Below are 14,697 nucleotides of genomic sequence, written 5' to 3' on the forward strand. Positions count from 1 at the left end.
GTCCCGACTCAGTCGGTCAGTGCGCTGCGCAGCGTCCGTAGCGCCACGGACAGCGCGGCGAGTTCGGCGCCGGCGTCTCCGCTGTCGGCCATGGACTCGATCTCGTCCAGGACCTCCCGCAACCGCTCGAGCCGGTCCGCGTTCTCCTGCTCCCACGCCTGGACCTTCTCCTGGGCGTTGTCCCCCGGGGAGTCCAGGGCCTGACCCGCGAGCGCCACGAGCGTGGAGTACAGGTCCTCGCGCATGGCGATCCGGGCCATGTTCTCCCACCGCGTGGTCTGCGGCAGGGCCGTGATCCGGTTGAGCAGGTTCTCCAGGCCGTAGCGGTCGAACAGGGCGAAGTACACGCGGGCGATCATCTGCACGGTCACGCCCTCGCCGGAACCCTGCGCGGTGTCGTCCGACGACGCCGCGGCGTCGCCGGGCTCGTACCCCGCGATGCCCTGCGCCTGGGCGAGCCGGGCGACGTCGAGCAGCGCGAACGCGTCGAGCAGTTCCGCCCATTCCACGGCGAGTGCGCGGGGCACGCCCTGGCGCTCGGCGAGCTCGGCCTCGGTCCGGGCGCGCTCGGCGGATTCCTCGCCCAGCAAGCGGTCCTTGCCGAAGCGCAGTGCCACGATGGGCCGGTACATCTCCACGAGCTCCTGGATTCCGGAGTCGGTGTCCTGGCGGTGCAGGAACCAGCGGACCACGCGGTCCAGCAGCCGCCGCATGCGCAGCGATATCCGGTTCCACAGCTCCAGGGGCACGTCCGCGTCCAGCTGGGCGTGGCGGGTGGCATAGCTCTCGAGCTCGAAGATCTCCATGGCCACAGTGAAAGCGCGGGCCACGTCCACGAGGTCCGAACCGGAGTCGTCCACCACGCGGTACGCGAAGGCGATCCCGCCGTAGTTGATGATCTGGTTGGCCACCACGGTGGCGATGATCTCCCGGCGCAACGGGTGGGTGTCCAGCTTGTCATCGAAGCGCTCCCGGATCTGGGCCGGGAAGTACTGGGACAGCGTGCGGTGGAACCAGGGGTCGTCCGCGAGGTCGCTGTCCACGAGTGCCGCGGAGAGCTGGATCTTCGCGTACGCCGTGAGCACGGACAGCTCCGGGCCGGTCAGGGGCTGGCCCTGGGCGGCGCGCTCGCGCAGCTCGGAGTCGGAGGGCAGGAACTCCAGCTCCCGGTTGAGGTCCGCGTGCTCCTCCAACCAGTGCATGAGCCGGATGAACGTCTCGGTGAATTCCACACCGCGAGCGCGCTCGGTGGTCAGCAGGACGTTCTGGGCCACGTTGGTGCGGAGCACGAGTTCGGCGACCTCGTCCGTCATGGACTCGATGAACTCCGCGCGCTCGTCCGTGGAGAGCAGGCCGGCCTGGACCATGCCGTCCACCAGGATTTTGATATTGACCTCGCGGTCGGAGGACTCCACGCCGCCGGAGTTGTCGATCGCGTCCGTGTTGACCAGGATCCCGTTCAGCGCGGCCTCGGTGCGCCCGAGCTGGGTGGCCCCCAGGTTGCCGCCCTCACCGATGACCTTGACGCGCAGGTCCTCGCCGTTGACGCGGATGGCGTCGTTGGCCTTGTCCCCGACCTCCTGGTTGGTCTCGGTGGACGCCTTCACGTAGGTACCGATGCCACCGTTATACAAAAGGTCCGCGGGCGCGAGCAGCACCCTGCGCACGAGTTCCTGCGGGCTGAGCGACTCGACGTCGTCCTCGATCCCGAGCGCCTCGCGCACCTGCGGGGTGATGGGCACGGACTTGTCACGGCGCGAGTACACGCCGCCGCCCTCGGAGATCACGTCCCGGTCGAAGTCCTGCCACGAGGTGCGCCCGGCGGTGAACAGCCGTTCGCGCTCCTGGTAGGAGGCCGCGGCGTTCGGGGTGGGGTCCAGGAAGATGTCCCGGTGATCGAACGCGGCGATCAGGTGGATGTGCTCGGACAGCAGCATGCCGTTGCCGAACACGTCCCCGGACATGTCGCCCACGCCCACCACGGTGAACGCCTCGGACTGGGTGTCCACGCCCAGCTCGAAGAAGTGGCGCTTGACGGACTCCCACGCGCCGCGGGCGGTGATGCCCATGGCCTTGTGGTCGTAACCCACGGACCCACCGGACGCGAACGCGTCACCGAGCCAGAAGCCGCGCTCCAGGGAGATCGCGTTCGCGGTGTCGGAGAACGCGGCCGTGCCCTTGTCCGCGGCGACCACCAGGTAGGAGTCGTCGTCGTCGCGGCGCACCACGTTCTCGGGGTGCACCACGGTGTCCCCGGCCACACCGGAGGTCTCGGCCGACTCGCTCGCACCGCCCTCGGAGCCCGGGGTGGCATCACCGCGGGACGACGACGCCGTGTCCCGCGCGGTCTCGCCGGTCCCGTCCTGCGCGGTGCCGGTCTCGACCTCGCGCTCGATGTTGTCGGTGACGTCCAGCAGGGAGGCGATGAACAGCTTGTAGGCCTCCCGACCCTCGGTCAGCCAGCCCTCGCGGTCGGTCGCGGGGTCCGGCAGCTGCTTGGGGAAGAACCCACCTTTCGCACCCGTGGGCACGATCACCGCGTTCTTGACCATCTGCGCCTTGACCAGCCCCAGCACCTCGGTGCGGAAGTCCTCGCGCCGGTCGGACCAGCGCAGGCCGCCGCGGGCCACCTGGCCGAAGCGCAGGTGCGTGCCCTCCACGCGCGGGGACCACACCCAGATCTCGAAGGCCGGGCGCGGTTGCGGGGCCGCGGGGATGGCCGCCGGGTCCAGTTTGAACGCCATGGTGGGCCGGCTCTGGAACACGTTGGTGCGCAGCGTGGCCGTGACCACGTCCGCGAGCGCGCGGAACAGCCGGTCCGCATTCAGGCTGGGGACCCCGTCGAGCACCCCGGCCAGGCGCTCCAGGGCGCCGTTGCGCGCCTCGTCGCGGGCGGCGGCGTCGTCGGTGAAGCGGGAGGGGTCGAAGCTCGCCGAGAACAGCTCCGCGAGCTCGTGGGTGGCCCGCGGGTAGTCCACCAGGGTGTCCGCGATGAACTCGAACGAGTTGGGGTAGTTCAGCTGCAGCAGGTAGCGCACGTAGGCGCGCAGCACGGCCACGGTGCGCCAGCCCATGCGCTCGGTGAGCACCAGGCGGTCCAGGCTGTCCGACTCGGAGCGGTTGGAGAGCACCGCGCACAGGGTGTGCTCGATGAGGTCCTCCGTCTTGGCGTCCTCGGGGCCCTGGGGGTCCACACCCTCGGGCAGCTCCACACCGAAGTCGTAGAGCTGGAACTCGCGCCCGTCCGCGGGGGTGACCGTGTAGGGGCGCTGGTCCAGCACGGTCAGGCCCATGTTGTGCAGCAGCGGCAGCAGCTCGGTGAGGGACAGCGCCTGGGTGAGGTAGATGTTCAGCCGGACCTGGCCGTCCGCGGTCTGCGCCACGCGCACCTCCGCGGGCAGGTCAGGGTCGCGGCCCCACAGCTCCTCGCAGCGCTTGAGGTCCTGGATGGCCTCCTCGATCTCGTAGTCCTCGCGGTACGAGCCCGGGAACGCGTTCTCCCACACGGGGCCCAGCGCACCGGCCTTGTCATCCTCGAACTCCAGGCCGATCGCCCGGCCCAGGGACTCGGGCCAGGAGCGCACCGCCGCGCGCAGGCGGGCTTCGAGGTCCTCGTGGTCGAAGTCCCGCACCTCACCCGTGTAGGGCAGCCGGATGCGGAAGAACAGGCGGGCCAGGGAGGAGGAGGTCAGGCGCACCTCGAAGTCGATGGCCTCGGCGTCGAAGACCTCGAACAGCTGGGCCTCGATGCGCTGGCGCACCGAGGTGTTGTAGCGGTCCCTGGGCAGGAACACCACGGCGGACATGAAGCGCCCAAAGGTGTCCTGGCGCAGGAACAGACGGGTCTGGCGTCGTTCGTTGAGCCCCAGCACACCCCCCGCGGTCTCGTAGAGCTTCTCCGCGGACATGTGGAACAGCTCGTCCCGTGGGTAGTCCTCGATGATGCCCATGAGGTCACGGGCGGAGTGGGAGTCCGGGAGGAAGCCGAAGCGCTCGACCACCCGCTGCACCTTCTCGCGCACGAGCGGGGTCTGCTGGGCCGGGACCGAGTAGGCGTGGCGGGAGAACAGCCCGAGGATCAGGTACTCGCCATCCACATCCCCGTTCTCGGCGAACGTGCGCACCCCGATGTAGTCCAGGTACTCGCGGCGGTGGATCGAGGAGCGGCGGTTGGCCTTGGTCACGAACACCACCTGGTGGTCGCGCGCGTGGGCGCTGCCCAGGCCCGTGAGCTTCTGGGCATGGCCCTCGGTGCCCTGTTCCCGCAGCAGCCCCAGGCCCGTGTCCGGGCGCGAGTGCAGCACGGCGTCCTCGCCGTCCACCTCGAGGTCGTAGCGCTTGATGCCCATGAACACGAAATTGCCGCCGCGCAGCCACTCCAGGAATTCCTGGGACGCGCCCACGTCCGGCAGCCGCGAGCCGTCCTCGAACGTGATGTCCTCCAGGGGCGCGAGGGAGTCGGCGATGCGTCGGGTCTGCTCCAGCATGGCCTCCTGGTCCTCCGCAACCCGGCGCACGTCCGCCACGAGCGCCTCGATGTGGCGCGCGAGCTCCCCGCGGGCCTGCTCGTCCAGGGTGCGGTGCAGCTCCACGCGGATCCAGGACTCCACGGCGGTGTGTGAGCGCCCACCGGCGGCGCCGCCCACGAGCTCGTCCGTGATGGGAATCGAGGTGGTGTCCCCGGAGGAGACCGCGGAGATGTTGGGGACCTCCCCCAGGGATCTCAGCACGTCCTCGGAGTCACGTGCGGCGAGCAGCAGCGGGTGCAGTACGAGCTTCGCGCCGCCCCAGTTGGCGGCGATCTCCGTGGTCAGCGTGGACACCAGGAACGGCATGTCCGTGGTGACCATGTACAGCACGGTGTCCCCGTGGTCCTCCCGGACCTCGATGCACAGTTCGTCCGTCCGGCGGCTGCGCCCGACCTCCCGGTGGCTCTCCGCCCGTTCCGTGAGCACCTGCTGGTCCGTGCCCACCATGTCCGCGTCCGGGACCGAGCGGTAGTACTCATTGAGCCACGCCTGCTCTGCACTCCATCGCGGCCGCTGCCACACCGTGGGGATGGCCTGGGTGGTGGCTTGAGGAGAGGTCACTGCTGCATCACGCCTTAGCTGTCGTTGAGTTGGGATGTCACTCCACGGCGTGGCTCGTGGTGCCCGGTGGGGCACGGCACACAGACCTCCGCCGGACCGCTCGCCCCGAAACCCATGACGTCTGCCTAACCCACGGCCACACTGCCGCATGTTCCACCACCATAGGACCCCGCGAGCACCGGGACCAGACGCCGCGCGTGTTCGCGCGAGCGTTGCACGGCCCTACACTCATGCAGTTACGGTTTTCCCCTCGCACCCCGCCCACCGGCGACTGCGGGTGCCCGTGACCCCGCAGCCGGGGCGCAGGCCCGCCCCCCCCCCACGACAGAAAGCAGAGCAGTCATGACCAACGTGAACCCATCGGATGTGGTGGCGGACGCCGTCACCGCCGGGGAGGCCAAGGCCACAGCGCCCTCCGGCGCCCTCGTGCTGCGCGGCGTGCTGGGCGGTGCCGTGCTCGCGGCCACCACCTCGTTCGCAGTGTCGGCCACCGTGAGCTCCGGCTCGCCCGTGGTGGGCGCCCTGCTCTTCCCCGCCGGCATCACCATCGTGATCCTCATGGGCATGGAGCTGCTCACCGGCGGCTTCGCCCTGACCCCCATGGCCGCGCTGCGCGGACTCGTCCCGTGGTCGGCCGTGGCCCGGTACTGCCTGATGGTGACCATCGGCCACATCATCGGGGCTGCGCTGTTCGCCCTGCTCTACGCGGGCACCCTCACGGGCTTCGGCTCCCACGACGCCGGCGCGCTGGGCAAGAAGTTCGCCGACACCGCCGCGGCCAAGACCACTGCCTACCAGGCCATGGGCTTCGCGGGCATGGTCACGGTGTTCGTCAAGGCCGTGCTGTGCAACTGGCTCGTGTCCCTGGGCGTGTTCATGGGCATGGTCTCCAAGGACACCATCGGCAAGATCGCCGCCATCTGGCTGCCCATCATGGCGTTCTTCGGCCTGGGCTTCGAGCACGCCGTGGTCAACTTCTTCATGATCCCCATGGGCATGCTCATGGGCGCGGACGTGGGGCTGGGCGACTGGTGGATCTGGAACCAGATCCCTGTGCTGCTGGGCAACCTGGTGGGTGGTTTCGTCTTCACCGGACTCGCGCTGATGTACGCGCACCGTCCGGCCCGCACGGAGGCCATCGAGACCGCGGCCGCTCGCCCGGGCGCAGAGCAGTAGTCCCGTAGGTCGGTCAGGGGGCGGCAGCCAGCTGCTGCGTGGTCACCTCGACCACTTCCCCGTTCTGCAGGCTCGGCAGCTCGACCCCCAGGATCCGGCCCGCAGTCAGGCGGATGAACGTCCCGTGGGCCACGATCATCACGTCCTGCTGCGGGTACCGCGCGGCGATCTCGCGCAGTACCGCGATCCCCCGCTGCACCACGTGCTCGGCCGCCTCACCGTGCTCCTCCATGAACGCGTGCCGCTCGTCCTCTGTCATCCCGGTGCAGTCGTAGCCCTCCGCGTCCCCGAAGGAGCGCTCCGCGAGGTCCGCGTAGGTCCCCGCCGGTGCGAGTCCGAGCTGCGCCCCGATGATCCGGGCCGTCTCCCGTGCGCGCTGCAGGGGAGAGGAGACCAGCGCATCCCAGTGTCGCCCCGACGCCGCGAGTTCCCGGCCCACTGCGCGGGCCTGTTCCCTGCCCGTGTCGTTGAGGGGGATGTCCGTGCGGCCCTGCAACAACCGTTGCAGGTTCCAGTCCGTCTGGCCGTGGCGGATCAGGGTCAGGGTCGTTTCGCTCACCCCACCAAACTACCCCGCGGGCACCCGGGTGCCGCAGCGGCGTCGTCCCCCTGTGGCGCGGACGCGGACGACGCCGCACCCACCGCGGGTGCCGCGGGCCGGGGGTTCCGTCGCGAGGGCGGACGACGACGGACCGGCACCCCGCTCGGAGATGCCGGTCCGTTGGAAGCTCTTGCCGCGGGCGACGCCGCGTAGCTCAGTGCGCGGGGCGCTCGTCCGTCTCGATGTCCACGCGCTCCTTGCGCAGGGTCTCCTCGATCACCTCGGTGCGCTCGACGCGCTCGGCGACCAGGCGGACACGCTGGTACGGGACCCGCATGGTCTGCACCACGGGCTCGGTGCGGTACAGGATCAGTTCGTCCTCACCCACGGGCAGCTCGCGACCGTCCAGGAACGCCTGACGCTCCTCCTCGGTGATGGGGGTGCGCACCACGTTGGCCTCCTCCGAGGCGAGGGTGACCTCCTGGCGGACGGGCTCACTCACCACGTACTTGCGCAGCCGGGCACGGCCGGTGACCTCCTCCTCGCGATTGATCACCAGACGCTCCTCGTGACGGATCACGGAAGCATGCTCGTCGTCCGGGGCTGCTGCGTGGCGGGGGTCGCGCGAGTCCTGCCCCGGTGCGGTGTTCTGTACTGCCATCCTGACCTCCTGGGAGAGTGTGGTTTTGAGATTAGCAGCCGGGTTCCGAATCGGCCCACCATGTAGCATTCTTAGATTCTTACTGGGTCCCGGGAGGTTGATCTGATGAGTTACTCGGATGACGGCAACGGTTATTTCACGCGTGCTCTGGACGCCGAGGACCGCGGTGAGCACGCCCTCGCGGAGACCGCGTACCGGCAGGCCATCGAGCTGTTCCACGAATCCGGCGACACCGCCAAGGAACTCGCCGCGTGCCACTACAACCTGGGCCACATCTACGTGGTCATGGAACGCACCAGCAAAGCCGTGGCGGAATACCGCACCGCGCTCGAGTACTTTTCCCAGCTCCCGGGCAGTGGCAAGCATAAGGCCCGCGCGCACCTGATCCTGGGGTCCCTGCTGGTCGAGACCGGGGAGTTGCGCGCGGCCGAGACCCAGTTGTTGGACGCCCTGGGCCAGTACCTGGACGCCCCCCACGAACCCCGCGACCAGGCCGACTGCTACAGCAACCTCGCACGGGTCTACCGCGAGACCCAGCGCAACGCCCAGGCCGTGACCGCCTACAACCGCGCCGTGGACTTCTACGAGGAGGTCCCCGATTCCCTGCGCGACCGCTCCGACTGTTTCACGGAGCTCGGAACGGTCTACGAGAGCACGGGCAAACTCGACGAGGCCGCCGCCGCGTTCGCCGAGGCCGCCCGCCTGCGCCACGGCGCCGAGCAGCAGGGCGGGCGCCCGTGAGCACTCCCCTGATCTACGGGTGCATGACCCTGGGTGGCTCCTGGGGTCAGGAGTCCGTCCCGGCGTCCCAGTACGACGTCGCTCGCGAGGCCGTGTACGCCGCGCACCGGGCCGGGTTCGAACTCTTCGACCACGCGGACATCTACATCGGCGGCGCCTCTGAAACCCTGTTCGGTCGCATCCTGGCCGAGGACGCCCTGCTGCGGCGCGCGGTGCGGATCCAGACCAAGTGCGGGATCAAGCTGCCGGGTAACACCGGGCCCCAGGGCTCACCCGTCCACTACCGACTCGACCGTGACTCCGTGCGGTCCTCCCTGGAGGGGTCCCTGCAGCGGCTCGGCGTGGACCACGTGGAGCGGTTGTTCCTGCACCGCCCGGATCCGCTCACACCCCTGGGCGAGACCGCGCGGGCCCTGGACGAACTGCACCGTGAGGGCCTGATCGGTTCCGTGGGGCTGTCCAACATGACGCCGCATCACGTGGCCGCGTTCCAACAACTGTTGAGCGTGCCCGTGACCGCGGTACAGATCCAGATGAGCCTGGCGCACCGCGATTTCGTGGAGTCCCAGGTGCTCGCCAATCACCCGGAGGGGACCGGGGTGTCGTTCCCCGGTGGGCTGCTCGCCCAGTGCATCGCGGACGAGATCGAGTTGCAGGCATGGGGTGCCATGGCCGGCGGGATCTATTCGGGTGCACCCGCGCCCGCGTCCGGAGCTACGTCCGCGCCGGCTGCCTCGTCCGGGGAGGACGGAATGGGCGGTGCGGAGACCGGGGGTGCGGCGTCGTCCTCCGGCGGTGTGAACGAGGACCCCGTACGGCGGACGAGCGCCCTCGTGGAGCAGCTCGCCCAGCGCATGGGCGTGTCCCGCGAGGCCGTGGTGGTGGGTTGGTTGCTGCGCCACCCGTACGGTATCCGCCCGATGGTGGGGACCCTGAACCCGCAGCGGATCGCCGCGTGCGCGCAGGCGCCGCGGGCCGCCGAGCTCATGACCCACGAGGACTGGTACGCACTGTGGACGGCGGCGCGGGGCCGTCCGCTGCCCTGATCCAGCCCCTGTCACCGCAGCCGTTCCGGCACGCGCCGCGTCCGTGTGGGCCCGGGTGGCATATATGCGTCGTCATCAAACGGTGACCTTCCGGTGCTTGCTCGCGCCCCTGCTTGGTGGATATTTTCTTCTGTAAAGCCGATGCGGCGGACTGCCGCGGGGCCTAAGAGGGAGAACAGGGCTATGGAGCATCGCTGGCTGACCCCGTTGCACGGGCATGTCGTGTGCCGCCCGGAACAGTTCGGGTACCGCACGGATCTGGGCGTGCTGGACGCACCGGCCGGGCGCTCGCTGCGAGTGGACGAGCACACGGTCGTGGAACTGCGTGTGGGTTCCTTGCACCACCAGTGCGTGATCACCCACGCCGGGGAGCAGTGGGTCGAGACCGTGGGTCTGTTCGAGGACACCGCAGCGCAACTGCCCACGCTGTGCAGCATCGCCCACCCCACGCCGTTCGCCTCGCACGTGGAAGTGGGCTGCACGGTCACCGAGCACTCCCCTCGCGGTCTGCAGCGGGAGCTCGCGCGCCTGCACGACACCCTGGATGCGGCGCCCCTGGCGGTGTGCGTCCAGGACACCGAGGACCCCGCGGCGGTCACCGCTGCCACGTGCCACGCGGACCCGGACTCTCACGCCGTGCTGTGGTGGACGTGGCGGGTCTTGCCGGAAAGCGGCCACATCCTGCGCACCCGCGCGCAGCTGCGGTTGCGGACCCCGGTGAAGCTCGCCGCCTGAGCGGCGTCGGCGCGGTGCGCGGGTGTGCGCAGGTCAGAACGGCGACGGCGCCGTATACGGTTCCAGCAGTTCGCGTTGTTCGGGGGTCAGGCGCACCACCGTGCGCGTGCTCGGGAGGTAGAACGCGAGCTGGGTCTGCGCGCGGACGCAGGGAGCGCCGTCGGCGAAGTCGAGGATCTCGAATCCCAGGACCAGGGTGGCGGCCCGGGCGGAGACCACCCACACGCGCACATCCACGGGGACGTTGCGGTACGCCAGGGGGCGCAAGTACTTGACCCGGTGCTCGGCGATCAGCGCCTGGGTGCCCTCCGGGAGCACTGAGAACAAGGGGATCTTGGCCGGCAGGACCTGCTCGCCCGTGCCTACGGGGACGCCGAACGCGGCGATGCGCGCTTCCTCGAGCACACGGACGACCTCCACGTTGTTCACGTGGCCGTACGAGTCCATGTCCCCCCACCGGAGCGGAACCTGGCAGGTCATCGAACGTTCGAGGTGGTCGTTCGAGCGCATGAGCTGACTCCTTGGTGGGTGTTTACCGGTACGAGATGCAGAAGCCTCGGAAGGGGTTCCGCTGGATGAGATGATATCCGCGGCATTCCTGTAAAGCCCCACATCGGAAGGACATCCGTGGCACACGCGGCCCCCGGGCAGACCCTCGCCAAGAAGCGGCGGTGGCCCCTGCTGGTGTTGACCGTCCTGACGATCCTCGTGGTGCTGTGGCTCGCGGTGTGCCACGCCGTGCTGGACAACCCCCGCGTGGATCCGCCGAAACGATCTGACGCGGTGTTCGTGCTCGGACCGCCGGACACGTCCCGTATGGCCTACGCGGAGGACCTCGTGTTCAACCAGCACGTGGCGGACACGCTGGTGATCTCCGCCCCGGACCCCCAGCCGTACGAACCACCGCAGATGCAGGAGTACTACTCGACCCGCCCGTTCTGCGCGCCCCGGGAGGGCGTGGAGGTGATCTGCTTCAAACCGGATCCGTCCACGACCCAGGGCGAGGCCATGGAGCTGCAGAAGCTTTTCGAGGAACGCGGGTGGGACACCGTGACCGCTGTGACCTTCACCCAGCACGTGCCCCGATCGCGGCTCATCCTCTCCCGCTGTTATCCCGGTGAGCTACGCATGTCCGCCGTGGACTTCCACATCACGGGCAGGAGCCTGCTCATGCAGTACCTGCACCAGACGGGCGGCTTCATCAAGGCCTGGCTCACACCGGGGTGCGATCAGCAGCTCCCCTGGAACCCCAAGTCTCTGGACTGACGCTTCACGCTCACGAATCGAGGGGTGGTGCGCGGACCCACCCACGCTGGTTCGGCAGGGCAGGACATGGCCCCACGCGGGTGGCTGAGGTGCGGTGCGCCGACCGTCGTGAACGGATGGCACGGGGCATGGACGCGCGGTGGTCGACTGCCGCGCACAGTGCGGATCCGAGCAGGTCGCCGAGGCGGCCTCCGCAGTCGCTTATGCAGGTCGGAACCGGTTCCTACCCTGGGGTCTGCTTCTTCCCCGAGGTCTTGAGAGGACCACCACCATGCCCAGGTTCCCCCGATGATGGGCCCCAGCCATGCCGCGTGCGGTGCAGCCGCGTGGGTGGCGCTGACCGGTACCTACACCGTGCACCTCGCCGACGTCTCCGTTCCGGTGGGTTTGGGGGTGATGCCCGTAGGCGACCCCGGCGTCATCACCGGCGCGCTGATCTGCGCCGGCGCGGCCCTGCTCCCGGATCTCGACCACCCCGGGGGCACGGTCGCCCGCTCCCTCCCGCCACTGTCCACGTGGGTGGCCCGGGCGGTCGGCAAACTCTCCGGGGGCCACCGCAGGGCCACACACTCGCTCGTGGGGCTGCTCCTGATCATCGTCCTCGCGCTGTTGTCCCAGCGCGCGTCCGTCCCCGTGGGGGACGCCCTGCGCTGGAACTTCTTCTCCTGGCCCGGGACGGAAGGTCAGGCGGGAGAGATCCCGGACGCCGCGGCGTCGTTACCAGGACAGGTGTGGCCCCTGGCGGCGGTGCTGTCCGTGCTGCTCATCGCGTGCGCGGTGAAGGTCCTGGCGTTCGTCCCGGACCGGCTCTCCCACGCGAACTGGATCGTGGGCATCCTGCTGGGGGCGTTCGTCGCGGCGAATCCCCCGCAGGACCCGCGCTGGTTCGTGGTGGCCGTGGGTCTCGGGTGCGCCGTGCACATGCTGGGGGACCTGCTCACGACCCAGGGGATCCACCTGTTGTGGCCCCTGCGCACGTCCCTGCCGCTGCCCACCACGTTCTACAAAGGCCGCTCGTTCGTGCGCTTCCCCGTGCTCGGCAACGCGGGCTCCGCCCGGGAGATCGCCCTGCTGGTCCCGGTGACGCTCTACGCGCTCGCCGGACTGTTCTGCGCCGGCGTCACGTGGGCGGGACTCACGGTGAGCATCTGAGGCGCCACAACGCCGTCGCCCCTACCGAGAGGTCGACGACGCCGCGATTCGCCAAACGTCGCACGCGTCAGGTATTCTTTTCGACGTTGCTCACCGGCGAATGCCACGTGGAACAACGAGCGCGAGTGGCGGAATAGGCAGACGCGCACGGTTCAGGTCCGTGTGCCCGAGAGGGCGTGGGGGTTCAACTCCCCCCTCGCGCACCGCAAGAAGTCCCGTTCGACCGGAAGGTCGGGCGGGACTTCGTCATTCGCGGGGCCGCTCGAAGGCAACCGTTATCCGGCGCTCCCCACCGGACGGCTCCGTAGAACCGAAGCCGACGGAGACCGCGGGAACCCTCCGTATCGATGGTGCGGCCGGCCCCTCGCGCCGCGGCCCCCGCTCAATCCTCGGTCAGTTCGTACCGGGTCCCGTCCGGGGCGCGCCTGAGCACTCCCATGTCCACGGCGTGCCGGCGGAAGAACGCGACGTCGAGCACGAACATCCGCAGCCGCTCGTTAAGCGCGGACTCCGCGACGGCTTCCCCGGGGCGCACGACCCGCCGGGCCACCGCGGCCACGACGTCGTCGACCCAGCGCACGGGCAGGCCCGGCACGCTGCGGATCAGATCCGCGCGCTGGCCGAGAAACTGCAGGCGCCGGTCGTGTCCCTGCGCGGGGGCCGGGGCATCACGCCCTCGTCCGGACCATGGACGCAACACCCCGGGTGGCACGCCCCGGACGCACGGTGGTTGCCGTGCGTCCGGGGTACCGGTCGGGTACCGCTACCCCCGACTCACCGTGACCTTGCCGGTGGAGCGGTGCCACGTGGCCACCACACCGCGGGAAAAGCGCTGGGCCATACCGCCGGAGACGGCGTACTCGTCGGTCGCGGGGTACCCCCACGCGTGTTCGTGCCCGGCCTTCTGCCAGGCCGTACCGATCCCGCCGCTGAGCTTGATCACGCGGGTGCCCGTGGCCGGGGAGTACATGGCGCGGTAGCGGGCGTTGCCGTTGCGGAAGTCTTGGTAGGCGCCGCCGGGGATCTTGCGCTCCGCCATTACGGGATAGCCCCACCCGCGCTCCAGACCGGCAGCCTTGTAGGCGTTACCGATGCCGGTCCCCCACTTCACGGGGTGGGCGCCGGTCGCGGGGCTCCAGTAATACGTGTAGTTCTTCGTGAAGCCCTGGTAGACCCCGCCCGCGCGGCCCGTGGGCTTCTCCGCCGACGTCGGTTGCCCATATGCCCCCATCCCACCCGTGGCGACGTAGTCGGTCCGGATGGCCCCGCGCAGCCAGGACGTCTGAGGGGTGCCCCGTGTGGCGGTCTGGCCCGTCGTCGTCGGCGCGGGCGGCAGCGTGGCCAAACCCTGGGCGATCAGGCCCACGATGTCGTAGTCGTCGTGGTCGTAGCCCTGCAGGGTCTTGAGGGAGGCGCGGGTGAACCCGTCCGCCCGGAACCGCTTCATGCCCTGGGCTGCGGCGGCGGACGCGGACCACGTGGGTGGGTTGGTGCTGCCGGCCACGTCCTTGGTCCCCGCGTGCCATGTGATCGGGAGGGAGCGCACCGCGGCACTCGGCGCGGTCTGCATGCCGCTGGCACCGCCGCCGCCGATGATTGTCGCACCGCCGCCACGGATCCAGTTCTGCCGATCGGCCAGCAGCTCGTACGTGATGAACTCCGCGCCACCCGAGTAGCCGGCGAGCCACACGCGGGAGGTGTCCAGGTCGTAGGTCTTCACGAGGCTGTCCTTGAGCGCGCGAAAGTAGTCGCCGTTGCCGTCCGCGTCCTCCCACCACGTGATGCCGTTGGGCTTGAGCTTGTGGTCCGGGGAGATGGGGACCACCAGGATCATGTTCTTCTTGCGGGCCTGAGCGGCCAGTGCTGTGAGCGCGGTCCCTTGGGGGCTGTGCACCCAGGTCTCGCCGGGGTTGTCGTAGTCGCCGCCCAGGTAGAACAGCACACCCACGGCCTTCGAACGGTCGATGCCGTTCGTGTAGATGTGGTAGCTCGAGTTCTTGCCCGCGGCCTTGAAGGGTTTGTGATGGGCGGTCGCGGGAAGGGCGGGGGCCTGAGCCGCGTGCACGGGCGCCTCGGGAACCCGCGGCGCGGTCCGGACCGCGGGAACCGCGGGAGCGGTCACTGCGGGAGCGGCGTTCGCCGGGGCCAGGAATGACGGGGAGAGCGCCAACGGGGACAGCGCCGTGACCACGGCGAGGGCCGCCGCGGGCACCACGGAGGAACGGAAGAAACGCATGGGGGGCTGCTTTCTACATGGGGGGGGGTATTCAGTTGTGGCCCGCTCGGTCA

General features: G+C 69.7%; 12 protein-coding genes and 1 tRNA gene. 7 read left to right on the forward strand and 6 right to left on the reverse strand.

The window, feature by feature from the left end:
* Window positions 1-8 precede the first annotated feature (8 nt).
* Entirely contained in the window at window positions 9-5,090 is a 5,082-nt protein-coding gene (locus tag A5728_RS02620; protein ID WP_064845572.1) for an NAD-glutamate dehydrogenase, read from the reverse strand.
* Window positions 5,091-5,432: 342 nt separating this feature from the next.
* On the opposite strand from A5728_RS02620, the gene A5728_RS02625 reads away from it, so the two are divergent.
* Window positions 5,433-6,266, forward strand: a complete 834-nt coding sequence (locus A5728_RS02625) for a formate/nitrite transporter family protein (protein WP_064845573.1) — start codon at window positions 5,433-5,435, stop codon at window positions 6,264-6,266.
* Between the two features lie 13 nt (window positions 6,267-6,279).
* Here A5728_RS02625 and A5728_RS02630 read toward each other — a convergent pair whose 3' ends face one another.
* Both A5728_RS02630 and A5728_RS02635 read right to left on the reverse strand, forming a co-directional pair.
* Window positions 6,280-6,825, reverse strand: coding sequence for a histidine phosphatase family protein (locus A5728_RS02630; protein WP_064845574.1), 546 nt, complete (start codon window positions 6,823-6,825; stop codon window positions 6,280-6,282).
* Between the two features lie 196 nt (window positions 6,826-7,021).
* Window positions 7,022-7,468 carry a YsnF/AvaK domain-containing protein gene (locus tag A5728_RS02635; protein ID WP_064845575.1) on the reverse strand — a complete coding sequence of 149 codons (447 nt, stop codon included), beginning with the start codon at window positions 7,466-7,468 and terminating at the stop codon, window positions 7,022-7,024.
* A gap of 105 nt (window positions 7,469-7,573) precedes the next feature.
* On the opposite strand from A5728_RS02635, the gene A5728_RS02640 reads away from it, so the two are divergent.
* The 3 genes from A5728_RS02640 (at window position 7,574) to A5728_RS02650 (ending at window position 9,990) form a co-directional block, all read left to right on the forward strand.
* Complete coding sequence (locus tag A5728_RS02640; RefSeq protein ID WP_064845576.1) at window positions 7,574-8,209, forward strand: tetratricopeptide repeat protein; 636 nt, start codon at window positions 7,574-7,576, stop codon at window positions 8,207-8,209.
* A complete protein-coding gene (locus tag A5728_RS02645; RefSeq protein ID WP_082943183.1) occupies window positions 8,206-9,255 on the forward strand; it encodes an aldo/keto reductase family oxidoreductase in 1,050 nt (349 codons plus the stop codon). The genes A5728_RS02640 and A5728_RS02645 overlap by 4 nt, the downstream gene beginning before the upstream one ends.
* A 183-nt stretch (window positions 9,256-9,438) precedes the next feature.
* Window positions 9,439-9,990 (forward strand): DUF2617 family protein, encoded by a 552-nt coding sequence (locus A5728_RS02650; RefSeq protein WP_064845577.1) that lies wholly within the window; start codon window positions 9,439-9,441, stop codon window positions 9,988-9,990.
* 33 nt (window positions 9,991-10,023) lie between these two features.
* Here A5728_RS02650 and A5728_RS02655 read toward each other — a convergent pair whose 3' ends face one another.
* On the reverse strand, window positions 10,024-10,500 hold the full coding sequence (locus A5728_RS02655; protein ID WP_064845578.1) for a thioesterase family protein: 477 nt from the start codon (window positions 10,498-10,500) through the stop codon (window positions 10,024-10,026).
* Between the two features lie 117 nt (window positions 10,501-10,617).
* On the opposite strand from A5728_RS02655, the gene A5728_RS02660 reads away from it, so the two are divergent.
* The 3 genes from A5728_RS02660 to A5728_RS02670 all read left to right on the forward strand — a co-directional run bounded on the left by A5728_RS02660 (window position 10,618) and on the right by A5728_RS02670 (window position 12,611).
* On the forward strand, window positions 10,618-11,256 hold the full coding sequence (locus A5728_RS02660) for a YdcF family protein (protein ID WP_231885479.1): 639 nt from the start codon (window positions 10,618-10,620) through the stop codon (window positions 11,254-11,256).
* Between the two features lie 288 nt (window positions 11,257-11,544).
* Window positions 11,545-12,408 carry a metal-dependent hydrolase gene (locus A5728_RS02665; protein ID WP_064845579.1) on the forward strand — a complete coding sequence of 288 codons (864 nt, stop codon included), beginning with the start codon at window positions 11,545-11,547 and terminating at the stop codon, window positions 12,406-12,408.
* A gap of 119 nt (window positions 12,409-12,527) precedes the next feature.
* Window positions 12,528-12,611: transfer RNA gene (locus A5728_RS02670), tRNA-Leu, on the forward strand.
* A gap of 179 nt (window positions 12,612-12,790) precedes the next feature.
* On the opposite strand, the gene A5728_RS14400 is transcribed toward A5728_RS02670, so the two are convergent.
* Together A5728_RS14400 and A5728_RS02680 are read right to left on the reverse strand one after the other, a co-directional pair.
* Entirely contained in the window at window positions 12,791-13,003 is a 213-nt protein-coding gene (locus tag A5728_RS14400; RefSeq protein WP_064845580.1) for a DUF2087 domain-containing protein, read from the reverse strand.
* A gap of 168 nt (window positions 13,004-13,171) precedes the next feature.
* On the reverse strand, window positions 13,172-14,644 hold the full coding sequence (locus A5728_RS02680; protein WP_064845581.1) for an LGFP repeat-containing protein: 1,473 nt from the start codon (window positions 14,642-14,644) through the stop codon (window positions 13,172-13,174).
* Between the last annotated feature and the right edge of the window lie 53 nt (window positions 14,645-14,697).

The sequence above is a fragment of the Kocuria sp. ICS0012 genome (genome assembly GCF_001665945.1).
GTDB classification, from domain to species: domain Bacteria; phylum Actinomycetota; class Actinomycetes; order Actinomycetales; family Micrococcaceae; genus Kocuria; species Kocuria marina.

Excerpts from the sequence above, each read along its gene's own strand:
- A5728_RS02625 (WP_064845573.1), top strand. The coding sequence starts at position 5,433 with ATGACCAACGTGAACCCATCGGATGTGGTGGCGGACGCCGTCACCGCC.
- A5728_RS02635 (WP_064845575.1), bottom strand. The coding sequence starts at position 7,468 with ATGGCAGTACAGAACACCGCACCGGGGCAGGACTCGCGCGACCCCCGC.
- A5728_RS02640 (WP_064845576.1), top strand. The coding sequence starts at position 7,574 with ATGAGTTACTCGGATGACGGCAACGGTTATTTCACGCGTGCTCTGGAC.
- A5728_RS02650 (WP_064845577.1), top strand. The coding sequence starts at position 9,439 with ATGGAGCATCGCTGGCTGACCCCGTTGCACGGGCATGTCGTGTGCCGC.
- A5728_RS02655 (WP_064845578.1), bottom strand. The coding sequence starts at position 10,500 with ATGCGCTCGAACGACCACCTCGAACGTTCGATGACCTGCCAGGTTCCG.
- A5728_RS02665 (WP_064845579.1), top strand. The coding sequence starts at position 11,545 with ATGATGGGCCCCAGCCATGCCGCGTGCGGTGCAGCCGCGTGGGTGGCG.
- A5728_RS02680 (WP_064845581.1), bottom strand. The coding sequence starts at position 14,644 with ATGCGTTTCTTCCGTTCCTCCGTGGTGCCCGCGGCGGCCCTCGCCGTG.